This is a genomic window from Streptomyces yangpuensis (genome assembly GCF_024666385.1).
Lineage (GTDB): Bacteria > Actinomycetota > Actinomycetes > Streptomycetales > Streptomycetaceae > Streptomyces > Streptomyces yangpuensis.
Window position 1 is genome coordinate 1,024,308 of the sequence record NZ_CP102514.1, and the last position, 21,971, is coordinate 1,046,278.

The window sequence follows — 21,971 nt, forward strand, 5'->3', positions numbered from 1 at the left end:
CACAACCCGCCTTTCACCTGGGCGTTCGCCTGTCTGCTCCGCTCCGCACGACAGCGGCTCGGGGCTGGTGCAGCGTCGGGAGGAGTACACGGGAACCCCCTCCGGGAAGAGGCTCGAATGGACGAGGTCGAACAGTACGAGCGCTACGCCGGCGGCAGCCCGGAGGCAGAGCGGCTGCTCTTCGAACGGCTGGCGCGCGAGCTGATGCGGGTACAGGTGAAGGTGAGGAAACGCAGCGGCGCGGCGGCGGTCGATCGGACCTTCCACGCCAAGGCGGTCCTCGGTGTGGAGAACGCCCGGCTGCGGTTCCACGAGGACCTTCCGGAGGCCCTGCGGACGGGCTTCGCCGTGCCCGGAGCCGAGTATCCGGTCACGGTCCGGCTCTCCAACGCGAGCGGGGTCCGCCAGCCCGACTTCGCGCCCGATCTGCGCGGGGCGGCGCTGCGCGTCGAGGTGGGCCCGGGCGAGGTCCACGATCTGCTGATGACGAGCTTCCCGGTCTCCCACGCCCGCGACGCGGGCGAGTTCGTCGCCTTCGCCAAGGCCATGGCGGGTGCCGACTCGCGGCTGCGGAAGGGGTTCGCCCTGTTCGTCGCGCTGCCGCTGATGGTCGGCCGGCCGGCGGCCACCCGGATGCGGCGCAACGTCGTCGCGGGAACCCGGCGCACGGTGCACAGCCTGGCCCTGGAGACGTACTGGAGCCGGGGCGCGATCCTGTGGGGCGACCGCGGACCGGTGCGCTACCAGCTGCGGCCCGCCGCGGGCGCCCCGCCGGCCCCGGCGGCGTCGGGCACCGATCCGGATCACCTGCGGCGCGAGCTGGCCCAGCGGCTGCGCCGGGGGGACGTCACCTTCGAGCTGTGCGTGCAGCGGTACGTGGACGCCCGGCGCACGCCGATCGAGGACGGGGCGGCCGAGTGGCACGAGGATGTCGCGCCCGTCGTGCCGGTGGCGACGCTGACCGTCCCGCGCCAGGACGTCGACACCGCCGAGGCCCGGGCGAGCGCCGCGCGGGTCGATCTGCTGGCGTTCAACCCGTGGCACACCTCGGAGGACTTCCACCCCCTGGGCAACCTCAACCGGGCCCGCAAGGCCGCCTACGAGGCCTCCAGCGCCCACCGTCTGGGCCGGCGCTTCGTGACGGTCGAGCCGCGGCGCAACACCCTGCTCGGGGCACCGCTGCGGGCCGGTTTCCGCGCGGTCAACCGCTTCGTCCCGTGGCACCGGCTGCCCACGCCGCTCGGCCTGCTGAACCTGATGGCCTTCCGGCAGACGCTGCGGCGGCACAACCTCATCGACACCGAGCCCCGGGAGGCTCTGCCCGCAGCCGGTCCGGTGCCGCCGCCGCCCGACGAGGAGCTGCTGGTCAGGCGTAGTTACGACGGTTCGTACAACGACCTGTCGGCGCCGCGGATGGGTGCTGTGGGGGCCACGTTCGGCCGGACCATGCCGCCCGTATACCGCCCGGACGACTTCGACTCGCCCAATCCGGTCACCGTCAGCCGGGAACTGCTGCGGCGTGAGCAGTTCATCCCCGCGACGTCGCTGAACATCCTCGCCGCCGCGTGGATCCAGTTCCAGGTGCACGACTGGGTCAAGCACCGCAGGTTCCCGGTCTCCGCCCGGAGCGTCGAGGTTCCGATGCCGCCCGGCGAGACCTGGCGGAACACGCCGGGCGGCCCGCGGGAGGCGGTGATGCGCTTCGGTGAGGACGAGGCGGTGCCGTCGGCCGGTGACGGCCGGCCGCCGATCGTGTTCGCGAGCGACGTGTCGCACTGGTGGGACGGCGCAGAGGTGTACGGCGGTGACCGGTCCGCCGCGACGTCGCTGCGCGAGCCCGACGGCGGCGCCGGTCTGCGGCTGGAGGACGGGCACCTGCCGGGCGGCACGAACGGCTCCCCGCTCACCGGGTTCACCGACAACTGGTGGCTGGGCCTCAGCGCGATGCACACCCTGTTCGCCCGGGAGCACAACACGGTGTGCGAAGCCCTGCGGCACGAGTATCCGCGGATGGACGAGGACCGGATCTACCACACGGCCCGCCTCGTCGTGTCCGCCCTGATCGCGAAGATCCACACGGTCGAGTGGACGCCGGCGATCCTCGCCACCGAGACGCTCGACGTCGGCATGAGGACCAACTGGCAGGGGCCGCCGAAGAAGTGGCTCGACCAGCTGGGCGTGTGGCTGTTGGAGGCGAACGGCCGGCAGGGCATCCCGAAGAGCCTGCCCGACCACCACGGGGCGCCGTACTCCCTCACGGAGGAGTTCGTCACCGTCTACCGGATGCACCCGCTGATGCCGGACGACTACGAGCTCGTCGACCACCGGTTCGGGCGCCGGCTCGACAGCCTGGACTTCACCGCCCTCCAGGGCGCCGCCACGGAGCCGCTCATCCGCAAGACGGGGCTGGTGAACACCCTGTACTCGCTGGGCATCGCGCACCCGGGCGCGATCACCCTGCACAACTTCCCCCGTACCCTGCAGGCGTTCGAGCGGGACGGCGAGGTGATCGACCTCTCGGTGGTCGACCTGGTGCGCACCCGGCGCCGCGGGGTCCCGCGCTACAACGACTTCCGGGCGGGGCTGCACAAGCCGCGGATCCGGCGGTTCGAGGACCTGTCGGCCGATCCGGGGACGGTCGCCCGGCTGCGTGACGTCTACCGCTCGGTGGACGACATCGACACGATGGTGGGGCTGTTCGCCGAGAATCCGCCCGCGGGCTTCGGCTTCAGCGACACCGCCTTCCGCGTGTTCATCCTGATGGCCAGCAGGCGCCTGCAGAGCGACCGTTTCCTCACGGTCGACTTCCGGCCGGAGGTCTACACGCCTCTCGGCATGGACTGGGTCGAACGCAACGGGATGACCAGCGTCGTCCTGCGGCACTGCCCCGAGCTGGCGGGGATCCTGCCGCGCGGGGCGAGTGCCTTCGCGCCGTGGCGCCCGGTCGTACCGGTCCGCAACGGCGGCGGCCACGTCTGAGCGCAGGGGAAGCGGCCGGCGCCCGGGCCTCACACCCGGGCGCCGGCCATGACGGTGTTCAGGACGGCGATGCGGGGGCCGGTGAGGGAGTGATCTCGAACTGGGGGGCTTTCAAGGTCTTCAGGCACGCGGTGTCCGGTGCGTCCGGGTTGTCGAAGAAGGAGGCGGTGATGTCCTGGGCGCACTTCGACGTCGCGAACACCACGTGCGGCTCGTACGGGACCGTGACGACCTTGGCGTCGGTCAGCGTACGGGCGACGTACGGGCCGTTGTCCGCGCCGGTCTGGGAGTCGAAGCCGCCGGACAGGGCGAGGGTGGGGATGTCGCCGCGCGTGGCGTCCCGGATGGAGGGCGGCGCGGCGGGGACGTTCCACGCGTCGCAGTCGCTGTGGAGGAAGGTGAGTTGCGGCGCCTGCGCCTGCACGGGGCGGGGGAAGGACGGGAACGCCGCCTGTCCGCCCCGGAGCGCCGCCTGCTCGCTCTCGTACGGGGTCCATTCGCTGCAGAAGACGCCGTAGACGAGGCCGTGCGCGACCCTGCCCATGGCCTGGGGGCTGAGCTTGCCGCCCGCCCACTGCTGGGCGATGCGCTGCGGCTTGCCGTGCGCCAGCTCGTCGAGGGCGGCGGGCACCTGGGGTGCCACGTGGGTGGCCGAGGTCATCCAGTTCACCAGGGCTCCGCCGTCGAGCACGACCTTCACGGGCTTGTCGCTGCCGGGGAGCGTGACGGTGGTGGTGACCGGATCGGCCTCCAGCCGGCGGACGAGTCCGTCGAAGGTGGCCGAGAGGTTCGGGTAGCGCTTGTTGCAGGCGGGCTGCTGCTCGCAGGCCTTGAAGAGGCCGTCGAAGCCCTGCCGGGCGCTGCTCCAGGTCGCCGCCGAGCCGGCCCTGGACGGCGGCAGGATGCCGTCGAGGCCCACCGAGCGGAGCCCCTCGGGGTGCAGGCGCATGTAGGCCAGCGCGAGGTGGGTGCCGTAGGAGATGCCGTAGAGGTTCCATTCGGGGATGCCGAGTGCCTTGCGCAGGTCCTCGTAGTCGGCGGCGCTCTCGATGTCGTTGTAGGTGCTGAGGTCGAGCCCCGCGGCCGCGAGCTTGTCGCGGCAGGCCTTGGTGGCCTCGACGTGCAGGCGCTCGGTGGCGGGGTCGTTCTGGACCAGGCCCACGGCACGGGCGTTGAACGCGTCGATGTTGGGGCAGAGGGCGTTCGGCTGCGCCGAGTAGGTGCCGCGCTGGGACATGAAGATGACATCGCGGTCGCGGTTCAGGCCGCCGTCGATCGCCATCTGCGCCTCCCCCACCGCGTCGTCCCCGGGTCCGCCGGCGAGCCAGACGATCGGGTCGGCCTTGGGCGTGCCGGTGGCCGCGGGCACGATCGCGACGCCGAGTTCGATCGTGCGGCCGCCCGGCTTCCCCCGGTTCTCGGGCACGGTGAGCGTTCCGCAGCGGGCGCCGTCGAGTGCCTCGATCGGTTCCGGTGTCTTCGGGCAGGGGCCCGGTGCGTAGGTGGCGTCGCCCGCGGTCCGGGCGACCGTGCCGATCGGCGCTCCCGGGGTGGGGTCGGTGGCGGTACGGGTCTGCGCGCGGGCGGGCGCCGAGATCAGCCCGGCGACGAGGAGGGCGGCTGCCAGGCCGGCCGATGACGGGGCCAGGAGTCTTCCGGCGTGGTGGTGACGGCGGGGCGCTCGGGCGAAGGTCATCTGCCCTCCCGGTCATTCGGGGATGATCGTGAACGGTTTGGGCTCCACGTCGTCCACGCAGCCGGTGTCGGGCGCGGTCGGGCGAGCGAAGAACGAGGCCAGTACGCTCTGCGCGCACGGCGACTGCGGGACCACCCAGTGGCCGATGCCGGGGACCAGTACGGAGGTCGAGCGGGACAGGTTGCGGGCCACGTCCTTCGCCCAGCTCGCCCCGGTCTTCACGTCGAACGTGCCGGAGATGACCAGCGCCGGGACCGTGCTCACGGTCGGCAGCCGCTGGGCGGCCGCGCGGTCCCGGACGTTCCAGATTCCGCACGCCGGGTACTGGAAGGGCAGCTGCGGCACCTCGGCGAGGACGGTGTCCGGCCACGCGGGGTAGACCTTGCGCCCGGCGTTCAGCACATCGGCCGGCGTGTGTCCCGGTGCCCACTCGCCGCACACCACCGACTGGGTCAGGCCGTGCGCGAACTCGCCGGTTTTCTGCACCGATCCGGCCGCGCGGGCCTTCGCGAAGCGCTCCGGGTTCCCCCGGCTCAGCTCGTCGAGCGCCGCCGGAAGGTCCTCGGGCCGGGGGGTGAAGGCGACGATCAGGTTCAGCAGCGCGCCGCCGTCGAGGACGACCTTCACCGGCTTGCCTCCGCCGGGGGGCGCGACGTCCAGGGTCAGGGGCTGGGCCTCCAGCCGGCGTACCTGTTCCGTCAGCGTCCGGCGGAAGTCCGGGTAGCGGTTCTTGCAGGCGGGCTGCGCCGCGCAGGCCTCGATGATGTTGTCGATCCCCTCGGCCGTGCTGGCCCAGGTCCACGGCAGGGTCACGTGCTGGGGTGGCGTGATCGAGTCGATGGCGAAGGCGCGGATGCCCTCGGGGTGCAGGCGCAGGTAGGTGAGGGCCAGGTTGCTGCCGTAGGAGTACCCGTAGACGTTCCACTGCCGGATGTTCAGCGCCTTGCGCAGGTCGGCGAAGTCGGCCGCGTTCTCGGTGGTGTTGTAGGCGTCGAGGTCCACGCCCGCGGCCGTCAGGCGGCCGCGGCAGTCCTTGACCGCCTTCAGTATGAGCTGTTCGGCCTCGTCCGAGTCGTAGCCGAGGCCCACGGCCTGCCCGTTGAACCGGTCGATCTCCGGGCAGGCGAGGTTGGGCTCGTCGTAGAGGTTGCCGCGCTGGGCCATGATGATCAGCTCGCGGTCCTTGTTCAGGCCGGAGTCGACGAGGAAGGGGATGTCGTCGAAGGTGTCGGCGCCGGGGCCGCCGGCCATGAACACCACCGGTTCCCGTGCGGGCTTGGCGGGGTCCACGGCCGGGATGACCGCGACGGACAGCTTGATGGTCCGCCCGCCGGGGCGGGAGCGGTTCTCGGGGACTTCGAGCCGGCCGCAGCGTGCGCCGTCCAGTGCCTCGATGGGTTCGGGCGGCTTCGGGCAGGGTCCGGGCACGAAGCGGGCGGCGGGGGTGGTGGCGCCCGGTGGGGGCGTGCCGGGCGTCGGGGTGCCGGGGGTGGGGCCGGCCGCGGTCAGGCAGACCAGAGCGGCCGCGGCGGTCACCGCGTGGATGCTGTGCTGTGGCATGGGCTTCGTTCCTCTGCCGACATCGGCGGCGGACCTGCCGGGCCCCGATCCGCCGGACACCCCGTGGGGCGGAACGCTCTTCATCGACGCTACCGGCCGGACCCCACGAGCGCACGCGGAGCCGATCAGCGGCCCGGGCCCGTGCCGACACACCCGCCCGGGTGCGGTGGATCGCCCGCCCGCTCGACGAGGATCGTACGGCGGCGGGCGTCGAGCCGAACGAGCCCGTCACCCTTCCCACCTCGCCGGAGTGACCATGGCCGCACCCCCGGAACCCTCCCGCCCGCGCCGCCGCCGGGCCTCGCTCCTGCCGGTCCTGCTGCCCATCGCGGTGCTGATCGTGGTGGCGGTGGCCGTGGGGTCGTGGCTGCAGTTCACCGAACGGGAGGCGATGGACACGGTCCACACGGCGGGCTCGCGAGCGGCCGACCGGGTGGACGTGGAGGCGGTCGTCCAGCGCGTGGACGCCGCGGCCAGGGAAATGGTGCTGCGGGTCCGGGTGACTCCGCGCGGGAGTCTCGGTGAGGCCGACGGGACCGCCCCGGTCGACGACCTCAGCATCCAGACCTCGGAGGCGACGCTGGGCGACCTGTCGTTCAGGGCGCACGAGCGACTCGCGGTCAAGGACGTGAAGGTTGTCCTGACGGGCGGATCGATCGGCGACTACCCGTTCGACTCCTACGGGACCGAGATCGGGTTCTGGGCGGAGTCGGGCGGCGAGGAGGTGCCGGTGCGCTTGCTGTTCGCCAACAACGACACGCTCTTCGCGCTCTCCGTGACCCCCTCGCCACTCCCGCAGGAGGCCGTCATGGAGCTGAGGGCGGTCCGGTCGGGGAGCCTGCTCGTGTTCGCGGTCTTCATGATGGTCGTGATGTGGGCGCTGGCGGCGTCCGTGCTCATCGGGACCTGGTACCTGACGACCCGCGGCGAGGGCCTGGTGTGGCCGGCCCTCGCCTGGATGGCGGCCACGCTGTTCGCCCTCTCGGCGTTCCGCAACACCGCCCCCGGCTCGCCCCCGATCGGCAGTGTGCTGGACTGGTTCGCCTTCCTGTGGGCCGAGACCGTCATCGCCCTCTGTGTGATCGCCGTGGTCCTCGCCGGTGTCCGCACCGCCCTGCGGGCGGACGGCGGCCCGGACGGCGAAGCGGCGGACGTGCCCGGTCCCGGCGGGACGGGCGATCTTGGCCCGGCGAGCAGACAATGAGCACGAGGCGCCCGGGGCGGTGACGGCCCGGGTCCGGCGAAGGGCTGATGGTCATGTCGGACGAGAGAGCCGAGCGCATCGCGGATTTCATCGAGCCGTTGCGGGTGGCACCGGGGTCCGAGGTGCGCCTGGAACGGGACTTCGATCCCCGCTACAAGGCCGGGCTGAAGAAACGGGACGGCGCCGAGCTGCTGCGTACCGGGGTGTCGCTGCTGGCCGAGTACCAGGACCGGCTGGCCGCCCAGGACACGTACGGCGTGCTGCTGTGCCTCCAGGCCATCGACGCCGGGGGCAAGGACGGGACGATCCGTCACGTGATGAGCGGGGTCAATCCCCAGGGCGTGCGGGTCAGCAGCTTCAAGGTCCCCTCGGCCGAGGAACTCGACCACGACTACCTGTGGCGGTACGCCCGCCGGCTGCCGGCGCGCGGCGAGATCGCCATCTTCAACCGCTCGCACTACGAGGAGGTCCTCGTCGTACGGGTGCACCCCGAGAACCTCGTCCGGCAGAAGCTGCCGCCGGAGGCGTGCGGGCCGGATGTGTGGGACCGGCGCTACCGCGAGATCAACCGGTGGGAGCGCTACCTCACGGACAACGGGTTCAAGGTGGTGAAGATCTTCCTCAATCTGTCCAAGGAGGAGCAGCGCGTCCGCTTCCTCAAGCGCATCGACCAGCCGGAGAAGAACTGGAAGTTCTCCGCTGCCGACGTCCGTGAGCGGGCCCGGTGGGACGACTACCAGAACGCCTTCTCCGCGATGCTGTCGGCCACGAGCACGGCATGGGCGCCGTGGTACGTCGTCCCCGCGGACCGGAAGTGGTTCGCGCGGATCTGCTCGGCGGCCGTCCTCGCGCACACCCTGATGGACATCGACCCCCAGTATCCCGACGTGGGGGAAGAGGCGCGCAAGGCCCTGCTCGTCATCCGGCGGGAGCTGGAACGGGAGGCCCTGGACGGAGCGCCGGCCGACCCCTACGCCGCCTCCCGGCGGCACGGGAAGAAGCGCGGGTGAAGCCGGAGGCACGACGATGACGGTGCGGGCGGAATCGGCGGGAGAGGGGCCCCGGGCTCCGGGGGACGACTGGTACGCGCGCCCCGCGGAGGAGGTCGCGGCGGCGTTCGGCGTCGACCCGGCGGTCGGCCTGTCCGCGGCCCGGGCCGCGGAACTCCTGGCCGCGCACGGGCCGAACGCGCTGCCCGCGGAGGAACCGGTCCCGGCCTGGCGCCGGTTCCTCGCCCAGTACCGCAGCTACATGCAGATCGTCCTGCTGGCCGCGGCGGCCGTATCGCTGCTGATCCGGGAGTGGACCACCGCGATCCTGCTGATCGTGCTGACCCTGCTGAACGCGGTGGTGGGCCTGCGTCAGGAGGGCAAGGCCGAGAGCGCGATGAACGCCTTGCAGTCGATGATGAAGGCGACGTCGCGGGTGCGCAGGGACGGGACGGAGGCCGAGATCCCCGCGGAGCGGCTCGTCGTCGGCGACGTGGTCCTCATCGCCGCCGGGGACCAGGTGGGGGCGGACGGGCGGATCGTCGAGGCCAGTGCCCTGCAGATCGACGAGTCGGCGCTGACCGGCGAGAGCGTGCCCGCGGCGAAGGACTCCGGCACGCTGGCGGGCTCGCTGCCGGCGCCCGGCGACCGGACGAACATGGCGTTCATGAACACGCCGGTCACCCACGGCAGCGGCGTGCTCGTGGTCACGGCGACCGGCGCCGGGACGGAACTCGGGAAGATCTCCGGGATGCTGGCGGTCACCGAGAAGGAGGTGCCGCCGCTCACCAAGGAGCTCGACACCCTGACGCTGTGGATCACGGCCGCCGCGGGCCTGACCATGATCGTGATGTTCGCCCTGGGGCGGCAGCGCGACCAGGCCTGGGACGTGCTGTTCGTCAGCGCGGTCTCGCTGGCCATCGCCGCGATCCCCGAGGCCCTGCCGACGGTGACGCAGGCGATCCTGTCCGTCGGCAGCCTCAACCTGGCGCAGCGCAACGCCATCGTCAAGGAGCTGCCGTCGGTGGAGACCCTGGCGTTCACGTCGGCGATCAACTCCGACAAGACCGGCACCCTGACGATGAACCAGATGACCGCCGTCGAGGTGCTCAGTCCCACCGACCGGTACACGGTATCGGGCACGGGGTACGGACTGGAGGGGCGGGTCCACCATGCGGCGGGCTCCGCCGCCGGCATCGAGGACGCGATCCTGCCGTACGTGGTGGCCAGCGACGCGAAGCTGGTGGACGGCGCGGTGGTGGGCGATCCCACCGAGGGCGCTCTGCTGGTCCTCGCGCACAAGGCCGGGCTGGACGTCGACGCCACCAGGGCGGGACTGCCGCGGCTCGCCACGCTGCCCTTCGACCCCGGCTACAAGCTGATGGCCACCTTCAACGAGGCCCGCGACGAGTCCGGCCGGCGGGTGGTGCGCTGCTTCGTCAAGGGTGCGGTCCCGGCGGTGGTGGCACGGGCCGCCACCGCGCTCGCGGCGGGCAGGACCGTCCCGTGGGTCGGCGAGCTGGCGGCGCGCGCCGAGGAGCAGACCGAGCGGATGGGCGGTGAGGGACGCCGGGTGATGGCGTCGGCGACCCGGGACCTGGACCCGGCCGCCTTCGATCCGGAGGGCGATCTCCTCGCGTACGTCACGGACCTGCGGATGACCAGCCTCGTCGGGATGGTCGACCCGCCGCGCGAGGAGGCCAGGGCCGCCGTGGCCGCGGCCCGGGCGGGCCACATCCGGGTCCGCATGGTGACGGGTGACGACGTCACCACCGGTGCGGCGATCGCCCGGCAGCTCGGCATCCCGGGCGAGGCGATCCTCGGCGCCGACTTCGCCGCCCTGAGCGAGGAGGAGCAGGTCGCCCGGATCGACGGCATCGGTGTGGTGGGACGGGTCGCGCCGGAGCACAAGGTGCTGCTCGCCGACACCCTCAAGAAGAGGGGCGACGTCGTCGCGATGACGGGGGACGGCGTCAACGACGCTCCCGCGATCAAGGCCGCGGACATCGGCATCGCCATGGGCAGCGGCACGGACGTCGCGAAGAACGCCGGACGCATGATCCTCTCCGACGACAACTTCGCGACGATCGTCTATGCCGTGGAGCAGGGCCGGAGGATCTACGACAACCTCACCAAGTACATCCGGTTCGTCCTGCTCCTGCTGGTCACCTTCGTCCTGACCTTCCTGGGGGCGACGGTGTTCAACATCGCCGCCGGGGAGCCCTTCACCCCGCCGCAGGTGCTGTGGATCCACTTCGTGGTCAATGCCTCCTTCGGCTTCGCGCTGGGCTTCGACCGGGAGAGCCCGGGGCTGATGGAGCGCAGGCCGCGTCCGCGCGGGGAGTCGGTGCTCACCCGGCCCGTGCTGATCACGGTGGGGCTGGGCGGGCTGGCGATCACCGTGGTCCTGCTCGGGCTCATCACGCTCGGCACGTCCCGCTTCGACGGGGCCGGGACCGGTCAGTCCATCGCGTTCACCGCCTTCGCGCTCTGTCTGATCGTGGCCGCGTTCGAGTGCCGCAGCGAGACGGAGTCGGTGCTGACCCCGTCGACCTTCGACAGCCGGCAGATGAACTGGGTGGCGCTGGCCCAGTTCGTGCTGGCGGTGCTGGTCACCCAGATGGACGGCTTCCGCCGCCTCCTGGGGACGACGGAGATCGATGCCCGGCAGTTCGGCTGGGCGCTGCTGGCCGCCGTCGCACTCCTGATCCTGTGGGAGCTGGGCAAGCTCGTGGCCCGCCGGTCACGGGGCCGCTGATGGGCGGGAAGCCCGCGCCGGCCCACCACCGGGACCGCAGGCTCCTCCCCCGGCTGGAGGCGGCCGTGCCCGGGATCCGGGCGGTCTCGACCTACCGGCGGGAGTGGCTGGTCAAGGACCTGGTGGCGGGGGTCGTGCTGACCACCCTGCTGGTGCCGCAGGGCATGGCGTACGCCGAGCTGGCGGGCCTGCCGGCCATCACCGGCCTGTACACGACAGTGCTCTGTCTGCTCGGCTACGCCGTGTGCGGGCCGTCCCGGATCCTGGTGCTGGGCCCGGACTCCGCGCTGGGGCCGATGATCGCGGCGACCGTCCTGCCGCTGGTGGCCGCCGACGGGGATCCCGACCGGGCCGTGGCGCTGGCGTCGGTGCTCGCGCTGATGGTCGGGGCGATCATGATCCTGGCCTCGGTGGCCAAGCTCGGCTTCATCGCCGACCTGATCTCCAAGCCGACGATGATCGGCTACATGAACGGTCTGGCGCTGACCATTCTGATCGGCCAGCTGCCCAAGCTGTTCGGCTTCAAGGTCGAGGCGGACAGCCTGATCGGCGAGTTCACCGGTTTTGTCACGGGCCTCGCCGACGGGGCGGCGGTACCCGCCGCCGCCGCGGTCGGCCTCGGTGGGATCGTCGTCGTGCTGGTGCTGCAGCGCTTCCTGCCGAAGGTGCCGGCGGTCCTCGTGATGGTGGTCCTGGCCATGACCGCGGCCGTTCTCCTCGACCTGGGCGACCGCGGTGTGTCCCTGGTGGGGCAACTGCCCGAGGGCTTCCCGCCCTTCACCGTTCCCGACGTGCGGCTCTCCGACCTGCCGCTGCTGCTGGGCGGCGCGCTGGGCATCGCCCTGGTGTCGCTGGCCGACACGATCTCCAACGCGTCCGCCTTCGCGGCCCGTACGGGTCAGGAGGTCCACGGCAACCAGGAGATGACCGGCGTCGGCGTGGCCAACCTGGCGGCCGGCCTCTTCCAGGGCTTCCCCGTCAGCACCAGCGGATCCCGTACGGCGGTCGCGGAACGCGCGGGGGCCAGGACCCAGCTCACCGGGGTCGTCGGGGCGGCGCTGATCGTCCTGATGCTCGTGCTGGTTCCGGGGCTGTTCCGCGACCTCCCGCAGCCGGCGCTCGCCGCCGTCGTCATCACGGCCTCGCTGTCCCTGGCCGACGTCCCCGGAGCCGTGCGGCTGTGGCGGCAGAGCCGTACGGAGTTCCTGCTGTGCTGCGCGGCCTTCCTCGGCGTGGCCCTGCTCGGCGTGCTGCCCGGGATCGCCATCGCCGTGGCGCTCTCCGTCCTCAACGTCTTCCGGCGGGCGTGGTGGCCGTACCGCACCGTGCTCGGCCGGGTGCCGGACCTGGAGGGATATCACGACGTCCGCTCCTACCCGCAGGCCCGGCAACTGCCGGGCCTGGTGGTCTACCGGTTCGACGCGCCGCTCTTCTTCGCCAACGCCAAGACCTTCCGCGACGAGATCAGGCGGCTGGCCGCCGCGGATCCGCCGCCGACCTGGATCGTGGTCGCGGCCGAGCCGATGACCGACGTGGACACCACCGCGGCCGATGTCCTGGAGGACCTCGACGAGGAACTCAACGCGCGCGGCGTGCACCTGGTGTTCGCCGAGCTGAAGGATCCGGTGCGGCGGAAGATCGAGCGGTTCGAGCTCACCCGCACCATCGACCCCGGTCACTTCTTCCCCACGGTGGGGGCCGCCGTCACCGCGTTCCGCCGGCTCACCGGGGCCGACTGGACGGACCGGGACGGCTGACCGGACGGCCGCGCACCGGCCCGGTACGCGGGGCCCCGCGGCCCAAATGGCAGGTACGGCCGCGTCGCGGGACCATGGCCTCCGGAGGACAGCGATGACCATTGATCCGCCGGTGTCCGAGGCAGACGAACCGGCCGAACAGGGCGAGCGGCCGGAACAGGCCGAACGGACCGAACAGGCCGAAGAGGCCAGCGCGTCCGGGAAGCGACGTCGCCGGGTGCGTGTCACACTGCCGGGGTGCTGGGGCGCGCTCGTCCTCGCCTGTCTGTCCTTCACCCCGTCGCTGCTGCCCCGGGGCGGTGTGCTCCAGGGGCTGATCTGCGGCATCAGCGCGGCCATCGGCTACGGGCTCGGCCTGGTCGCCGCCTTCGTGTGGCGCGCCTTCGCCGACCGGGACGCCCGCAGCCCCTCGCGCCGGTCCTGGCTCGTCCTGCTGGGCTGCGCGGTCGTGCTGTTCGGCCTGGCGTTCGCGCTGGGGCAGTACTGGCAGCAGCGGATCCGCGGGCTCATGGGGGTCACCGACCACAGCGCACTCGCCACCGCCGCCTCCCCGTTCGTCGCGCTGCTCGTCTTCTACCTGCTGCTGATGGCCGGGCGCGGCCTGCGGCGGCTGTACCACTGGGCGGCGCGGCTGCTCGGGCGCCGGATCGGGCCGCGGGCGGCCCGGGTGGTCGGCTGGGTCCTGGTGGCGGGGGTGGCGTGGTCGCTGGTCAGCGGGGTGCTGCTGGGCGGCTTCGTGAACGCGGCGAACGAGGCGTTCGGCGTACGCGACACGCAGACGCCCGAAGGGGTGCAGCGGCCGACGTCCGTCCTGCGCTCGGGCGGGCCCGGCTCTCTCGTGCCGTGGGACTCGCTGGGCCGGCAGGGCCGGGCCTTCACCGGCAGCGGCCCGACGGCCGCGGAGATCGGCGCGTTCACCCGCCGTACGGCGCAGGAGCCGGTACGCGCCTACGCCGGGCTGTCGACCGCCGAGGACGCGGAGACCCGGGCGGAGCGGGCCGTCGCGGACCTCCGGCGGGCGGGCGGCTTCGAGCGGGAGAACCTGCTGGTGATGACCACCACGGGAAGCGGCTGGGTCGATCCCGCCGCCGTGGACTCCTTCGAGTACCTCGGCAACGGCGACTCCGCCACCGTGGCGATGCAGTACTCGTACCTGCCGTCGTGGCTCTCGTACCTCGTCGACCAGTCCAAGGCGCGCGAGGCCGGCCGCGAGCTCTTCGACGCGGTGTACGACGTGTGGTCCAAGCTGCCCCAGGACGAGCGGCCGCGGCTGTTCGTGGCGGGTGAGAGCCTGGGGTCGTTCGGCGGCGAGGCGGCCTTCAGCGGGGAGTACGACCTGCGCAACCGCACTGCCGGCACCCTGTTCGCCGGTCCGCCCAACTTCAACACGCTCTTCCGCGAGTTCAGCGACCACCGCGACGCAGGCACCCCGGAGATCGAACCCGTGTACAAGGAGGGGCGCACGGTCCGGTTCACCGACGATCCGGTCACCGGGATCCCTCCGGCGGACCGCGCATGGGACGGCACGCGGGTGCTCTACCTGATGCACCCTTCCGACCCGATCGTCTGGTGGAGTCCCGCCCTGGCCCTGTCCGAACCCGACTGGATCGGCGAGGCGCCCGGCAAGGACGTGCTGGAGGAGATGGTCTGGATGCCCTTCGTGACCTTCTGGCAGGTCACCGCCGACCTGCCGTTCTCGACGGGCGTGCCGGACGGGCACGGTCACACCTACAAGGCGGCCTATGTCGACGGCTGGAACGCCGCGATGCGGCCGGAGGGGTTCACGGCGCAGGACCTGGAGAAACTGCGGGGCATCGTCAGTCCGCCGCAGGACTGAGCCCGGCCGCCGCCCGGTCAGGGCAGCAGGAAGGCGGCCACGTAACCGAACGCGTTGACCGCCCAGTGCAGGCCCATGGGGGCCAGCAGACTGCCGCTGCGGCGGCGCAGTTCGCAGAACAGGACCCCCGCCGCCGCGGTGAACAGCACGGCCCCGCCGACGGCCAGGGCGGCGCCGGCCGCGGAGTCGCCGACGACCGCGGTCAGGGCGGGTTTCGCGGTCGCCAGGTGCAGTGAGGGCAGGACGTGCCACAGGCCGAAGAGCAGGCTCGACACGGCCGTCGCCCGCAGCACGCCGTGGGTGCGGCACACCAGGCCGTGGAGCACGCCGCGGAAGGCGACCTCTTCCAGCAGGACGGTCCCGACGGGGACCAGCACCAGGACGCGCAGGGCGAGCTCGCCCGCGCCCATCCCGTCGTGGCGCCGGTCCTCGAAGAGGGTCCTGGTGGCCGGCAGCAGGGCGCCGGCCAGGTAGACGACCGCGACGAGGCCGATCAGGACGAGTGCCCAGCGGGCGCCGCGGCCGAACGTGCCGGGGCCCAGGCCCGCGTCCGCCCACGTACCGCCCGCCCCGCGGAGCACGCCGAGCAGCAGGACACTCGCCACGACGGCCGTGACCAGGCCGGAGGGGCCATTCCCATGGTGCACGGCCAGATTGGCGGCGACGAGGACGGCCAGGGTGAGTCCCACGGCCGGCCAGGTGCCGAGGGGGCCGCGCCGTCGGGGCCCCGGCGCCTCGCGGGGCTCGGCGTCACCGGGGTCGCCGCTGGGCATGACGTCCACGCTACGCCGAGGAGCGGCCCCCCGCTGTGCGGAGAGCCGCTCCCTACCGGCCTGCCGAAACGTTACGGCGCAATCTTCAGCAGCTTGTTCGCGGTGCCGGAGGACGGGTTCTTGATGGCTCCCTTCGTCGCGGCCCCGGTCAGCGCGGCGGCCGTGTCGGCCGGCGTCGCGGACGGGTTGGCCGCCAGGTACAGGGCGGCGGCGCCCGCCACGTGCGGGGCGGCCATCGAGGTCCCGGAGATCGTCTTGACCCCGGTGTCACTGTCGTTCCAGGCGGACGTGATCTCCGAGCCCGGGGCGTAGAGGTCCACGACCGAGCCGAAGTTCGAGAAGTCGGACTGCTGGTCGCCCTCGGTGCTGGACGCGACCGTGAGGGCTTCGGGCACCCGGGAGGGGGAGCCCTGGCCCGCGTCGGAGGACTCGTTGCCGGCCGCCACGGCGAAGCTGATGCCGGCGTCGATCGCCCGCTTGACCGCCGCGTCCAGTGCCTGGTCGACGCCGCCGCCGAGGCTCATGTTGGCGACCGACGGACCCGAGTGGTTCTTCGTCACCCAGTCGATGCCCGCCACGACCTGCTCGGTGGTGCCGGAGCCGTTGTCGTCCAGCACCCGCACGGCGACGATCTTGGCCTTCTTGGCGACGCCGTGCGCGGTGCCGGCGATGGTTCCGGCCACGTGCGTTCCGTGCCCGTTGCCGTCGTCGGCGCTCTCGTCGTTGTCGATCGCGTCGAAGCCGCTGGTGGCCCGGCCGCCGAAGTCCTTGTGTGTGATGCGGACCCCGGTGTCGATGACGTAGGCCGTGACCCCCTCGCCGCCGCCGTCGGGGTAGGTGTACTTCTGGTCGCCGGCCGTGGCGGCCTGGTCGATCCGGTCCAGGCCCCAGGACGGAGGCTTCTCCTGGGTCTCGTTGATGGTGAAGCGCTTGTTCTGCACGACCGTGCCGACAGCGGGGTCGGCGGCGAGCCGCTTGGCCTCCTTCTCCGTCAGGCCGGAGGCCGAGAAGCCGTTGACCTTGGAGCCGTAGGAGCGCTCCAGCTTGCCGCCGTACTTCTTCGCCAGGTCCTCCTTGTTCGCAGATGCGTCGAGGATGACGACGAAGCTGCCGTCCACGGAGCCAGGGGCACCGAGGCCGTGCACAGTCCCTTCGGCCGGAGTGGCCGCCCCCGCGATGGGGCTCGCAAACAGGGCCGCGGCGACCGCTGTCGCGGCCCCCGCTCCTATGGCCGTGTTGCGAACAGCTTTGGACCGCTTGTGAGTTGCCATGTAGAAGGTTCTCCTCGTGTTGACGTGTGGGGCGTCAAACGCTCTGAAGAACCCTGTTCCGATTGACAGGAGCAAATCAAGGGCGAACCGGGGGTAAGGACTTGTTCAACAAGGTTTCTGAATAGGCTCTCCACACCTCCTCCACCTCGCACACGCGTTCTCACGAACTCCTGCGTGTAATAGGCACGTTCTTTCGGCGGCGGTGCCGGCGGCCTCAGCGGGCGATGCCCGCCGCGTAGGAGGCGAGCCCTTCCGCGCAGACGCCGGCCCACCCGACGTGGCCGTCGGGGCGGATCAGGAACACCCCGTCCCCGTAGGCCCCGTACGAGGGGATCCGGACGGTACGGACCGCGCCGAGCCCGGGGAGTCCGGACAGGTCGGGCAGTTCGGAGCCGTCACCGGCACCCGTGCCGACGGCGAGCAGCGTCCAGTGGACCCCTCGGAACTCCTCGAACAGCCGGACCCCGCCCCGGATCCCGTCCGGCGCCCGGTCGCCGGCCCGCAGCGCCTCCTCCGCCAGGCCCGTACGGGTCTCCACGGCGAGGGCCGAGTCCCGGTAGCCGAGGCCGAGTTGCCGGGTGGCGGCGCCACGCCGGGCCTCGCCGCGGTGGATGCGGGTGGACAGGCCGAGCATCTCGGCGGCGACCGGCAGCCGTTCCTCCTCGTAGGTGTCGAGCAGTGACTCGCGGGCTCCGCCGCGCAGTACGGCCGCCAGCTTCCAGCCCAGGTTGTAGGCGTCCTGGACGCTGGTGTTCAGTCCCTGCCCGCCGGCCGGCGAGTGCACGTGCGCGCTGTCGCCGGCGAGGAAGACCCGGCCGTCGCGGAACCGGTCGGCCATGGCGGCCCTCGGCCGGAAGTCCGAGGCCCAGCGCACCTCGGTCACATCGTCGGGCGCGAGGTGGGAGCGAGCGGCGACCACCGCGCGGATCCCGTCGAGCGAGAGGTCCGGCCGGGCGCCCTCCGGGAACTGTGCGACCGCCTGGAAGTCCTCCGTTCCGGCCAGCGGGCAGATCGCGAGGAAGCCCGCGTCGCCGGCCGGGGGGAAGATGTGCCAGTTGTCGCGGTCGAGGCCCGTGATCCGGAGGTCCGCGACGAGCATCGGGCCCGGGTCGACCGTCTCGCCGGTCATGCCGATGCCCAGCGCGCGCCGCACGGTGGACCGGCCGCCGTCGGCCGCCACGGCGTAGCGGGCACGGACCGGCGCCCCGGCGACGAAGGTGACCGTGACCCCTTCCGCGTCCTGTTCGACACCGGCGGCCTCCCGGCCGAAGGCGATCTCGCCGCCCAGCTCCGCGAGCCGCGCCGCGAGGATCTCCTGCGTCCGCCACTGCGCCACCATCCAGGGTCCCGCGTACGGGGCGCTCTCGTCCGGTGCGATGTCGTCGAACATCCGGTGCTCGCCGGCGCGGACGCCGTCCTGCCAGACCATCCCGACGGGGTAGGGAGCACCGGCCGCCCGGATCTCCTCGTACACGCCGAGGTCGTCGAGCACCTCCAGGGTGCGCGGCTGGAGCCCCTTGCCGCGCGACCCCGGAAAGAGGGAGCCGGACCGCTCGACGACGAGGGCGGCAACTCCGTTGCGGGCGAGGTCGACGGCCAGGGCGAGCCCGGTGGGACCGGCGCCGACGATGAGCACCTCGGTGTCCCGCGTCTGGTGCTGCAGACCCATGACACTCTCCTTAACGTTGTTAAATTCAGCCGCCGGCAGCATGCATTTAACGCTGTTAAACTGTCAAGCGTGGCAACCCGGAGACCCCCCAAGCTGGACAAGAAGCAGGCCGTCGACACCGCGCTGCGGCTGCTGAACGAGGTCGGCCTCGACGGGCTGACCCTGCGCGCGATCGCCAAGGAGCTGGACGTCCAGGCGCCCGCGCTCTACTGGCACTTCAAGAACAAGCAGGAACTGCTGGACGAGATGGCCACCGAGATGTACCAGCGGATGGTCGCCGGGCAGCGGATCCCGGCGGACGCCACCTGGCAGGAGCGGCTCACGATCGCCAGTACGGGGCTGCGCGCCGCGCTGCTCGGCTACCGCGACGGCGCCAAGGTCTACAGCGGCTCCCGCTTCACCGGCACCGAACACGCGGTACAGATGGAGGAGAACCTCCGCGCGCTCACCGAGGCGGGCTTCGGCCTCCCCCAGGCCGTCCGCGCGCTCACCACGGCCTACTACTTCACGCTGGGCTTCGTCACCGAGGAACAGGGGGTCGAGCCCCTCCCGGGCGACCGCCGCGAGGGCTACGACCCGGACGAACGCGCCGCGCGCATGGCGGAGTTCCCCCTGGCGGCGGCCGCGGGGGCCGAACTCTTCCAGGACTTCGCCGCGGGCTTCGAGGAGAGCCTGCGCCTGCTCGTCGCGGGCATCGAGGCGCGCTACGGCGTCTCCTGAGCCGCCGGCTCCGGCGCCCTGCCGGGCCGGATCGTGGTCACCACGGGGATGAGGCTCTTGGCCAGGAGCTTGGCCGGCGGGTCGAGCCAGACGAGAGTACGGATCCGGCCATCGCGGCCATCGCGGCCGCCACGGCGCCGTCGGCGTCCCGCGGGTCCGCAGCGGTCCGGGAGCCGCGTCCCGGACCGCTGCGCCGGGGCTCCGGCGCGGCGCGGCCGTCGGGTCAGATGACGCCCTGGGCCAGCATCGCGTCCGCGACCCGCTCGAAGCCGGCGATGTTGGCGCCGGTGACGTAGTCGCCCGGGGCGCCGTACCGCTCGGCGGTCTCGTGGGCGACGGCGTGGATCGAACGCATGATGGCGGCGAGCTCCTCCTCCACCCGCTGCGCGCTCCACGCCACCCGGCCGGCGTTCTGGCTCATCTCCAGCGCGCTGACCGCGACGCCGCCCGCGTTGGCGGCCTTGCCGGGCCCGAAGGCGACCCCGGCCTGCTGCAGGATCCGTACGGCTTCGGGCGTGGTCGGCATGTTGGCGCCCTCGGAGACCGCCTTGACCCCGGCCGCCACGAGCGTACGGGCGTCCTGCGCGTCCAGTTCGTTCTGCGTGGCGGAGGGGAAGGCGATGTCCGCCGGCACCTCCCAGACCCGCCTGGCGGGCACGAACCGCGCCGAGGCCCCGCGTCGTTCCGCGTACTGCATCACGCGTCCGCGCTCGACCTCCTTGACCTGCTGGAGCAGGGCCAGGTCGATGCCCTTCTCGTCGACGACGTAGCCCTGGGAGTCGGAGCAGGTCAACGGGTTGGCGCCGAGCTGCTGGAGCTTCTCGATCGTGTACTGCGCGACGTTGCCGGAGCCGGAGACCACCGCGGTCAGCCCGTCCAGCGACTCGCCCCGGACCTTCAGCATCTCGGCGGCGAACAGCACGCTGCCGTAGCCGGTCGCCTGCGGCCGGATCGCGGAGCCGCCCCAGCCCTGGCCCTTGCCGGTCAGGACGCCCGCCTCCCAGCGGTTGGTGATGCGCCGGTACTGGCCGAAGAGGTAGCCGATCTCGCGGCCGCCGACGCCGATGTCCCCTGCGGGCACGTCGGTGTGCTCACCGATGTGCCGGTGCAGCTCGGTCATGAAGGACTGGCAGAAGCGCATGACCTCGGCGTCCGACCGGCCGCGCGGGTCGAAGTCGCTGCCGCCCTTGCCGCCGCCGATCCCGAGGCCGGTCAGGGCGTTCTTGAAGATCTGCTCGAAGCCGAGGAACTTCACCACGCCGATGTCCACCGACGGGTGGAAGCGCAGGCCGCCCTTGTAGGGGCCGAGGGCGCTGTTGAACTCGACGCGGTAGCCGCGGTTGACGTGGACCCGGCCCCGGTCGTCCTGCCACGGGACACGGAAGACGATCTGCCGCTCCGGCTCGGTGAGCCGCTCGACCAGGGCCACGGCCGGGTCGGCGTACTCGGGCCGGGCGGTGAAGACGGGAGCCAGGGTCTCGAGGACCTCCCGTACCGCCTGGTGGAACTCGGGCTGCGCGGGGTTGCGGCGCTCGATCTCGGCCCGCAGTGCTTCCAGCCTGTCCTTCGAGTCCTTCACGTGTGTCCTTCCAGGAGTGCGGCGCGCGGACGACGGCAGGTGCGTGGTCCGCGCGGTCCGCGAATGCCGGTCGCTTCCGAGCGCAGTGCAGCACGCTGCGCACACGCGCTTTCGGAAGAGTTCTTCCGGAGGGCGGCCCCCTTCGCGGAGGCTACCCCCCGCGATGCCGATCCGGGCAAGGCTTCTGCCCTGCGGACAAAAAAGCGCGTCAGCCGTCGCTGCCGGTCCCCCGGCCGGGTGCGCTCATGTCCCCCGTCGCGGGTATGCCTTCGGCGAGCCCGTAGCGCAGGAACACGGTGCCCTTCGGACCGGCCGCCGGGGGTTCGAGGAGCGTGAGGCCGGTGGGCACCTCGCCTCCGTCGAACGCCTTCTTCCCGACCAGGCGGCGAAGATGTCGTAGGTGCGCCGGCCGAGCAGGAGGGCGTCGGTGCCCTCGTACGCGGCGCCGACCTGCGCCCCGGCGGTCTCGTCCAGGAGGGGTGCCTGCCAGCCGCCGAACGGGAACCCGGCCGGGTCCTCGTCGGGCCCGCCGGGTGCCCGCCGACTCATCGGCGCGACGGAAGTCCGGCGCGTGCCATTGCGGCCGGGGCGGTCACCGGCGGGTCATGAGTCCGATGCCGTGTTCGAACCGCTCGTCGAAGGAGGCGTCGGCGAGGTGGGCGCCGACGCGGCTCAGGGCCGGGTATCCGCCGGGCGCCAGGGCCGCGGCCAGGGCCTCGCCCTGGGCCCGGTCGGCGGTCTGCTCCTCCTGGGCCAGTCCCAGGGCGAAGTAGACGATCGACCAGCAGGTCCAGGCGGCCTCCCGTTCGCCGAGTCCGCCGGCCAGCAGCGCCTCGACCATGCGGTCGGCGAAGCGGAGCGTGCCCGGTTCGGCGACGTGCGTGCCGGCCACGATCACCGCGCCGTCGCGGTGGGACAGCAGCGCCCGCCGGTAGCGCCGGGCCAGCTCGTGGACGCGCTCCCGCCAGTCCTCGGGCAGTCCGTCCGGGGCGACCTCGTCGACGATGGCGTCGGCCATCAGCTCCAGCAGGCGGGCCTTGGACTTGGCGTGCCAGAGCACGGTGTTCATCCGCACGCCGAGCCGGTCGGCGACACCGCGGACCGAGACTCCCTCCGCCCCGCGCTCGTCCAGGAGTTCCAGCGCCGCCCGCACCACGCCCTCTTGCTTTTTGGTCACTG

15 protein-coding genes are annotated in these 21,971 nt (G+C 72.4%); 7 read left to right on the forward strand and 8 right to left on the reverse strand.

All coding sequences use genetic code 11. The annotated features are described in order from the left end of the window. Positions 1–117: 117 nt before the first annotated feature. Positions 118–2,979, forward strand: coding sequence for a peroxidase family protein (locus NRK68_RS04755; protein ID WP_257855084.1), 2,862 nt, complete (start codon positions 118–120; stop codon positions 2,977–2,979). Between the two features lie 58 nt (positions 2,980–3,037). Here NRK68_RS04755 and NRK68_RS04760 read toward each other — a convergent pair whose 3' ends face one another. Both NRK68_RS04760 and NRK68_RS04765 read right to left on the reverse strand, forming a co-directional pair. Further along, a complete protein-coding gene (locus NRK68_RS04760; RefSeq protein ID WP_257855085.1) occupies positions 3,038–4,675 on the reverse strand; it encodes an alpha/beta fold hydrolase in 1,638 nt (545 codons plus the stop codon). Between the two features lie 12 nt (positions 4,676–4,687). Next, positions 4,688–6,235, reverse strand: coding sequence for an alpha/beta fold hydrolase (locus NRK68_RS04765; RefSeq protein WP_257855086.1), 1,548 nt, complete (start codon positions 6,233–6,235; stop codon positions 4,688–4,690). Positions 6,236–6,491: 256 nt separating this feature from the next. Between NRK68_RS04765 and NRK68_RS04770 the strand changes: the two genes are divergently transcribed. The 5 genes from NRK68_RS04770 to NRK68_RS04790 all read left to right on the forward strand — a co-directional run bounded on the left by NRK68_RS04770 (position 6,492) and on the right by NRK68_RS04790 (position 14,780). Then, positions 6,492–7,439 (forward strand): DUF4436 family protein, encoded by a 948-nt coding sequence (locus tag NRK68_RS04770; RefSeq protein WP_257855088.1) that lies wholly within the window; start codon positions 6,492–6,494, stop codon positions 7,437–7,439. A 53-nt stretch (positions 7,440–7,492) separates the two neighbouring features. Then, positions 7,493–8,449 carry a polyphosphate kinase 2 family protein gene (locus NRK68_RS04775; protein ID WP_183068108.1) on the forward strand — a complete coding sequence of 319 codons (957 nt, stop codon included), beginning with the start codon at positions 7,493–7,495 and terminating at the stop codon, positions 8,447–8,449. A gap of 16 nt (positions 8,450–8,465) precedes the next feature. Continuing rightward, on the forward strand, positions 8,466–11,186 hold the full coding sequence (locus tag NRK68_RS04780; protein WP_257855089.1) for a cation-translocating P-type ATPase: 2,721 nt from the start codon (positions 8,466–8,468) through the stop codon (positions 11,184–11,186). After that, a complete protein-coding gene (locus tag NRK68_RS04785) occupies positions 11,186–12,943 on the forward strand; it encodes a SulP family inorganic anion transporter (protein WP_257855090.1) in 1,758 nt (585 codons plus the stop codon). Before NRK68_RS04780 ends, NRK68_RS04785 begins: the two co-directional genes overlap by 1 nt. 94 nt (positions 12,944–13,037) lie before the next feature. Further along, a complete protein-coding gene (locus NRK68_RS04790) occupies positions 13,038–14,780 on the forward strand; it encodes an alpha/beta hydrolase (RefSeq protein ID WP_257855091.1) in 1,743 nt (580 codons plus the stop codon). Between the two features lie 17 nt (positions 14,781–14,797). Here the strand turns inward: NRK68_RS04790 and NRK68_RS04795 are convergent, their stop codons facing one another. From NRK68_RS04795 to NRK68_RS04805, 3 genes are all read right to left on the reverse strand, one after another. Beyond that, entirely contained in the window at positions 14,798–15,553 is a 756-nt protein-coding gene (locus NRK68_RS04795; protein WP_257855093.1) for a CPBP family intramembrane glutamic endopeptidase, read from the reverse strand. A 71-nt stretch (positions 15,554–15,624) separates the two neighbouring features. Then, positions 15,625–16,824 (reverse strand): S8 family peptidase, encoded by a 1,200-nt coding sequence (locus NRK68_RS04800; protein ID WP_183068113.1) that lies wholly within the window; start codon positions 16,822–16,824, stop codon positions 15,625–15,627. Positions 16,825–17,038: 214 nt separating this feature from the next. After that, positions 17,039–18,493: an FAD-dependent oxidoreductase gene (locus tag NRK68_RS04805; protein ID WP_257855096.1), complete on the reverse strand. Its 1,455-nt coding sequence runs from the start codon at positions 18,491–18,493 to the stop codon at positions 17,039–17,041. Positions 18,494–18,562: 69 nt separating this feature from the next. On the opposite strand from NRK68_RS04805, the gene NRK68_RS04810 reads away from it, so the two are divergent. Beyond that, entirely contained in the window at positions 18,563–19,213 is a 651-nt protein-coding gene (locus NRK68_RS04810) for a TetR/AcrR family transcriptional regulator C-terminal domain-containing protein (protein ID WP_257855097.1), read from the forward strand. A gap of 223 nt (positions 19,214–19,436) precedes the next feature. On the opposite strand, the gene gdhA is transcribed toward NRK68_RS04810, so the two are convergent. The 3 genes from gdhA to NRK68_RS04825 form a co-directional block, all read right to left on the reverse strand. After that, positions 19,437–20,792 carry an NADP-specific glutamate dehydrogenase gene (gdhA, locus tag NRK68_RS04815; protein ID WP_257855098.1) on the reverse strand — a complete coding sequence of 452 codons (1,356 nt, stop codon included), beginning with the start codon at positions 20,790–20,792 and terminating at the stop codon, positions 19,437–19,439. A 208-nt stretch (positions 20,793–21,000) separates the two neighbouring features. Then, positions 21,001–21,141, reverse strand: a complete 141-nt coding sequence (locus tag NRK68_RS04820) for a hypothetical protein (RefSeq protein ID WP_257855099.1) — start codon at positions 21,139–21,141, stop codon at positions 21,001–21,003. A 243-nt stretch (positions 21,142–21,384) separates the two neighbouring features. Further along, entirely contained in the window at positions 21,385–21,969 is a 585-nt protein-coding gene (locus tag NRK68_RS04825) for a TetR/AcrR family transcriptional regulator C-terminal domain-containing protein (protein ID WP_257855100.1), read from the reverse strand. Positions 21,970–21,971 lie beyond the last annotated feature (2 nt).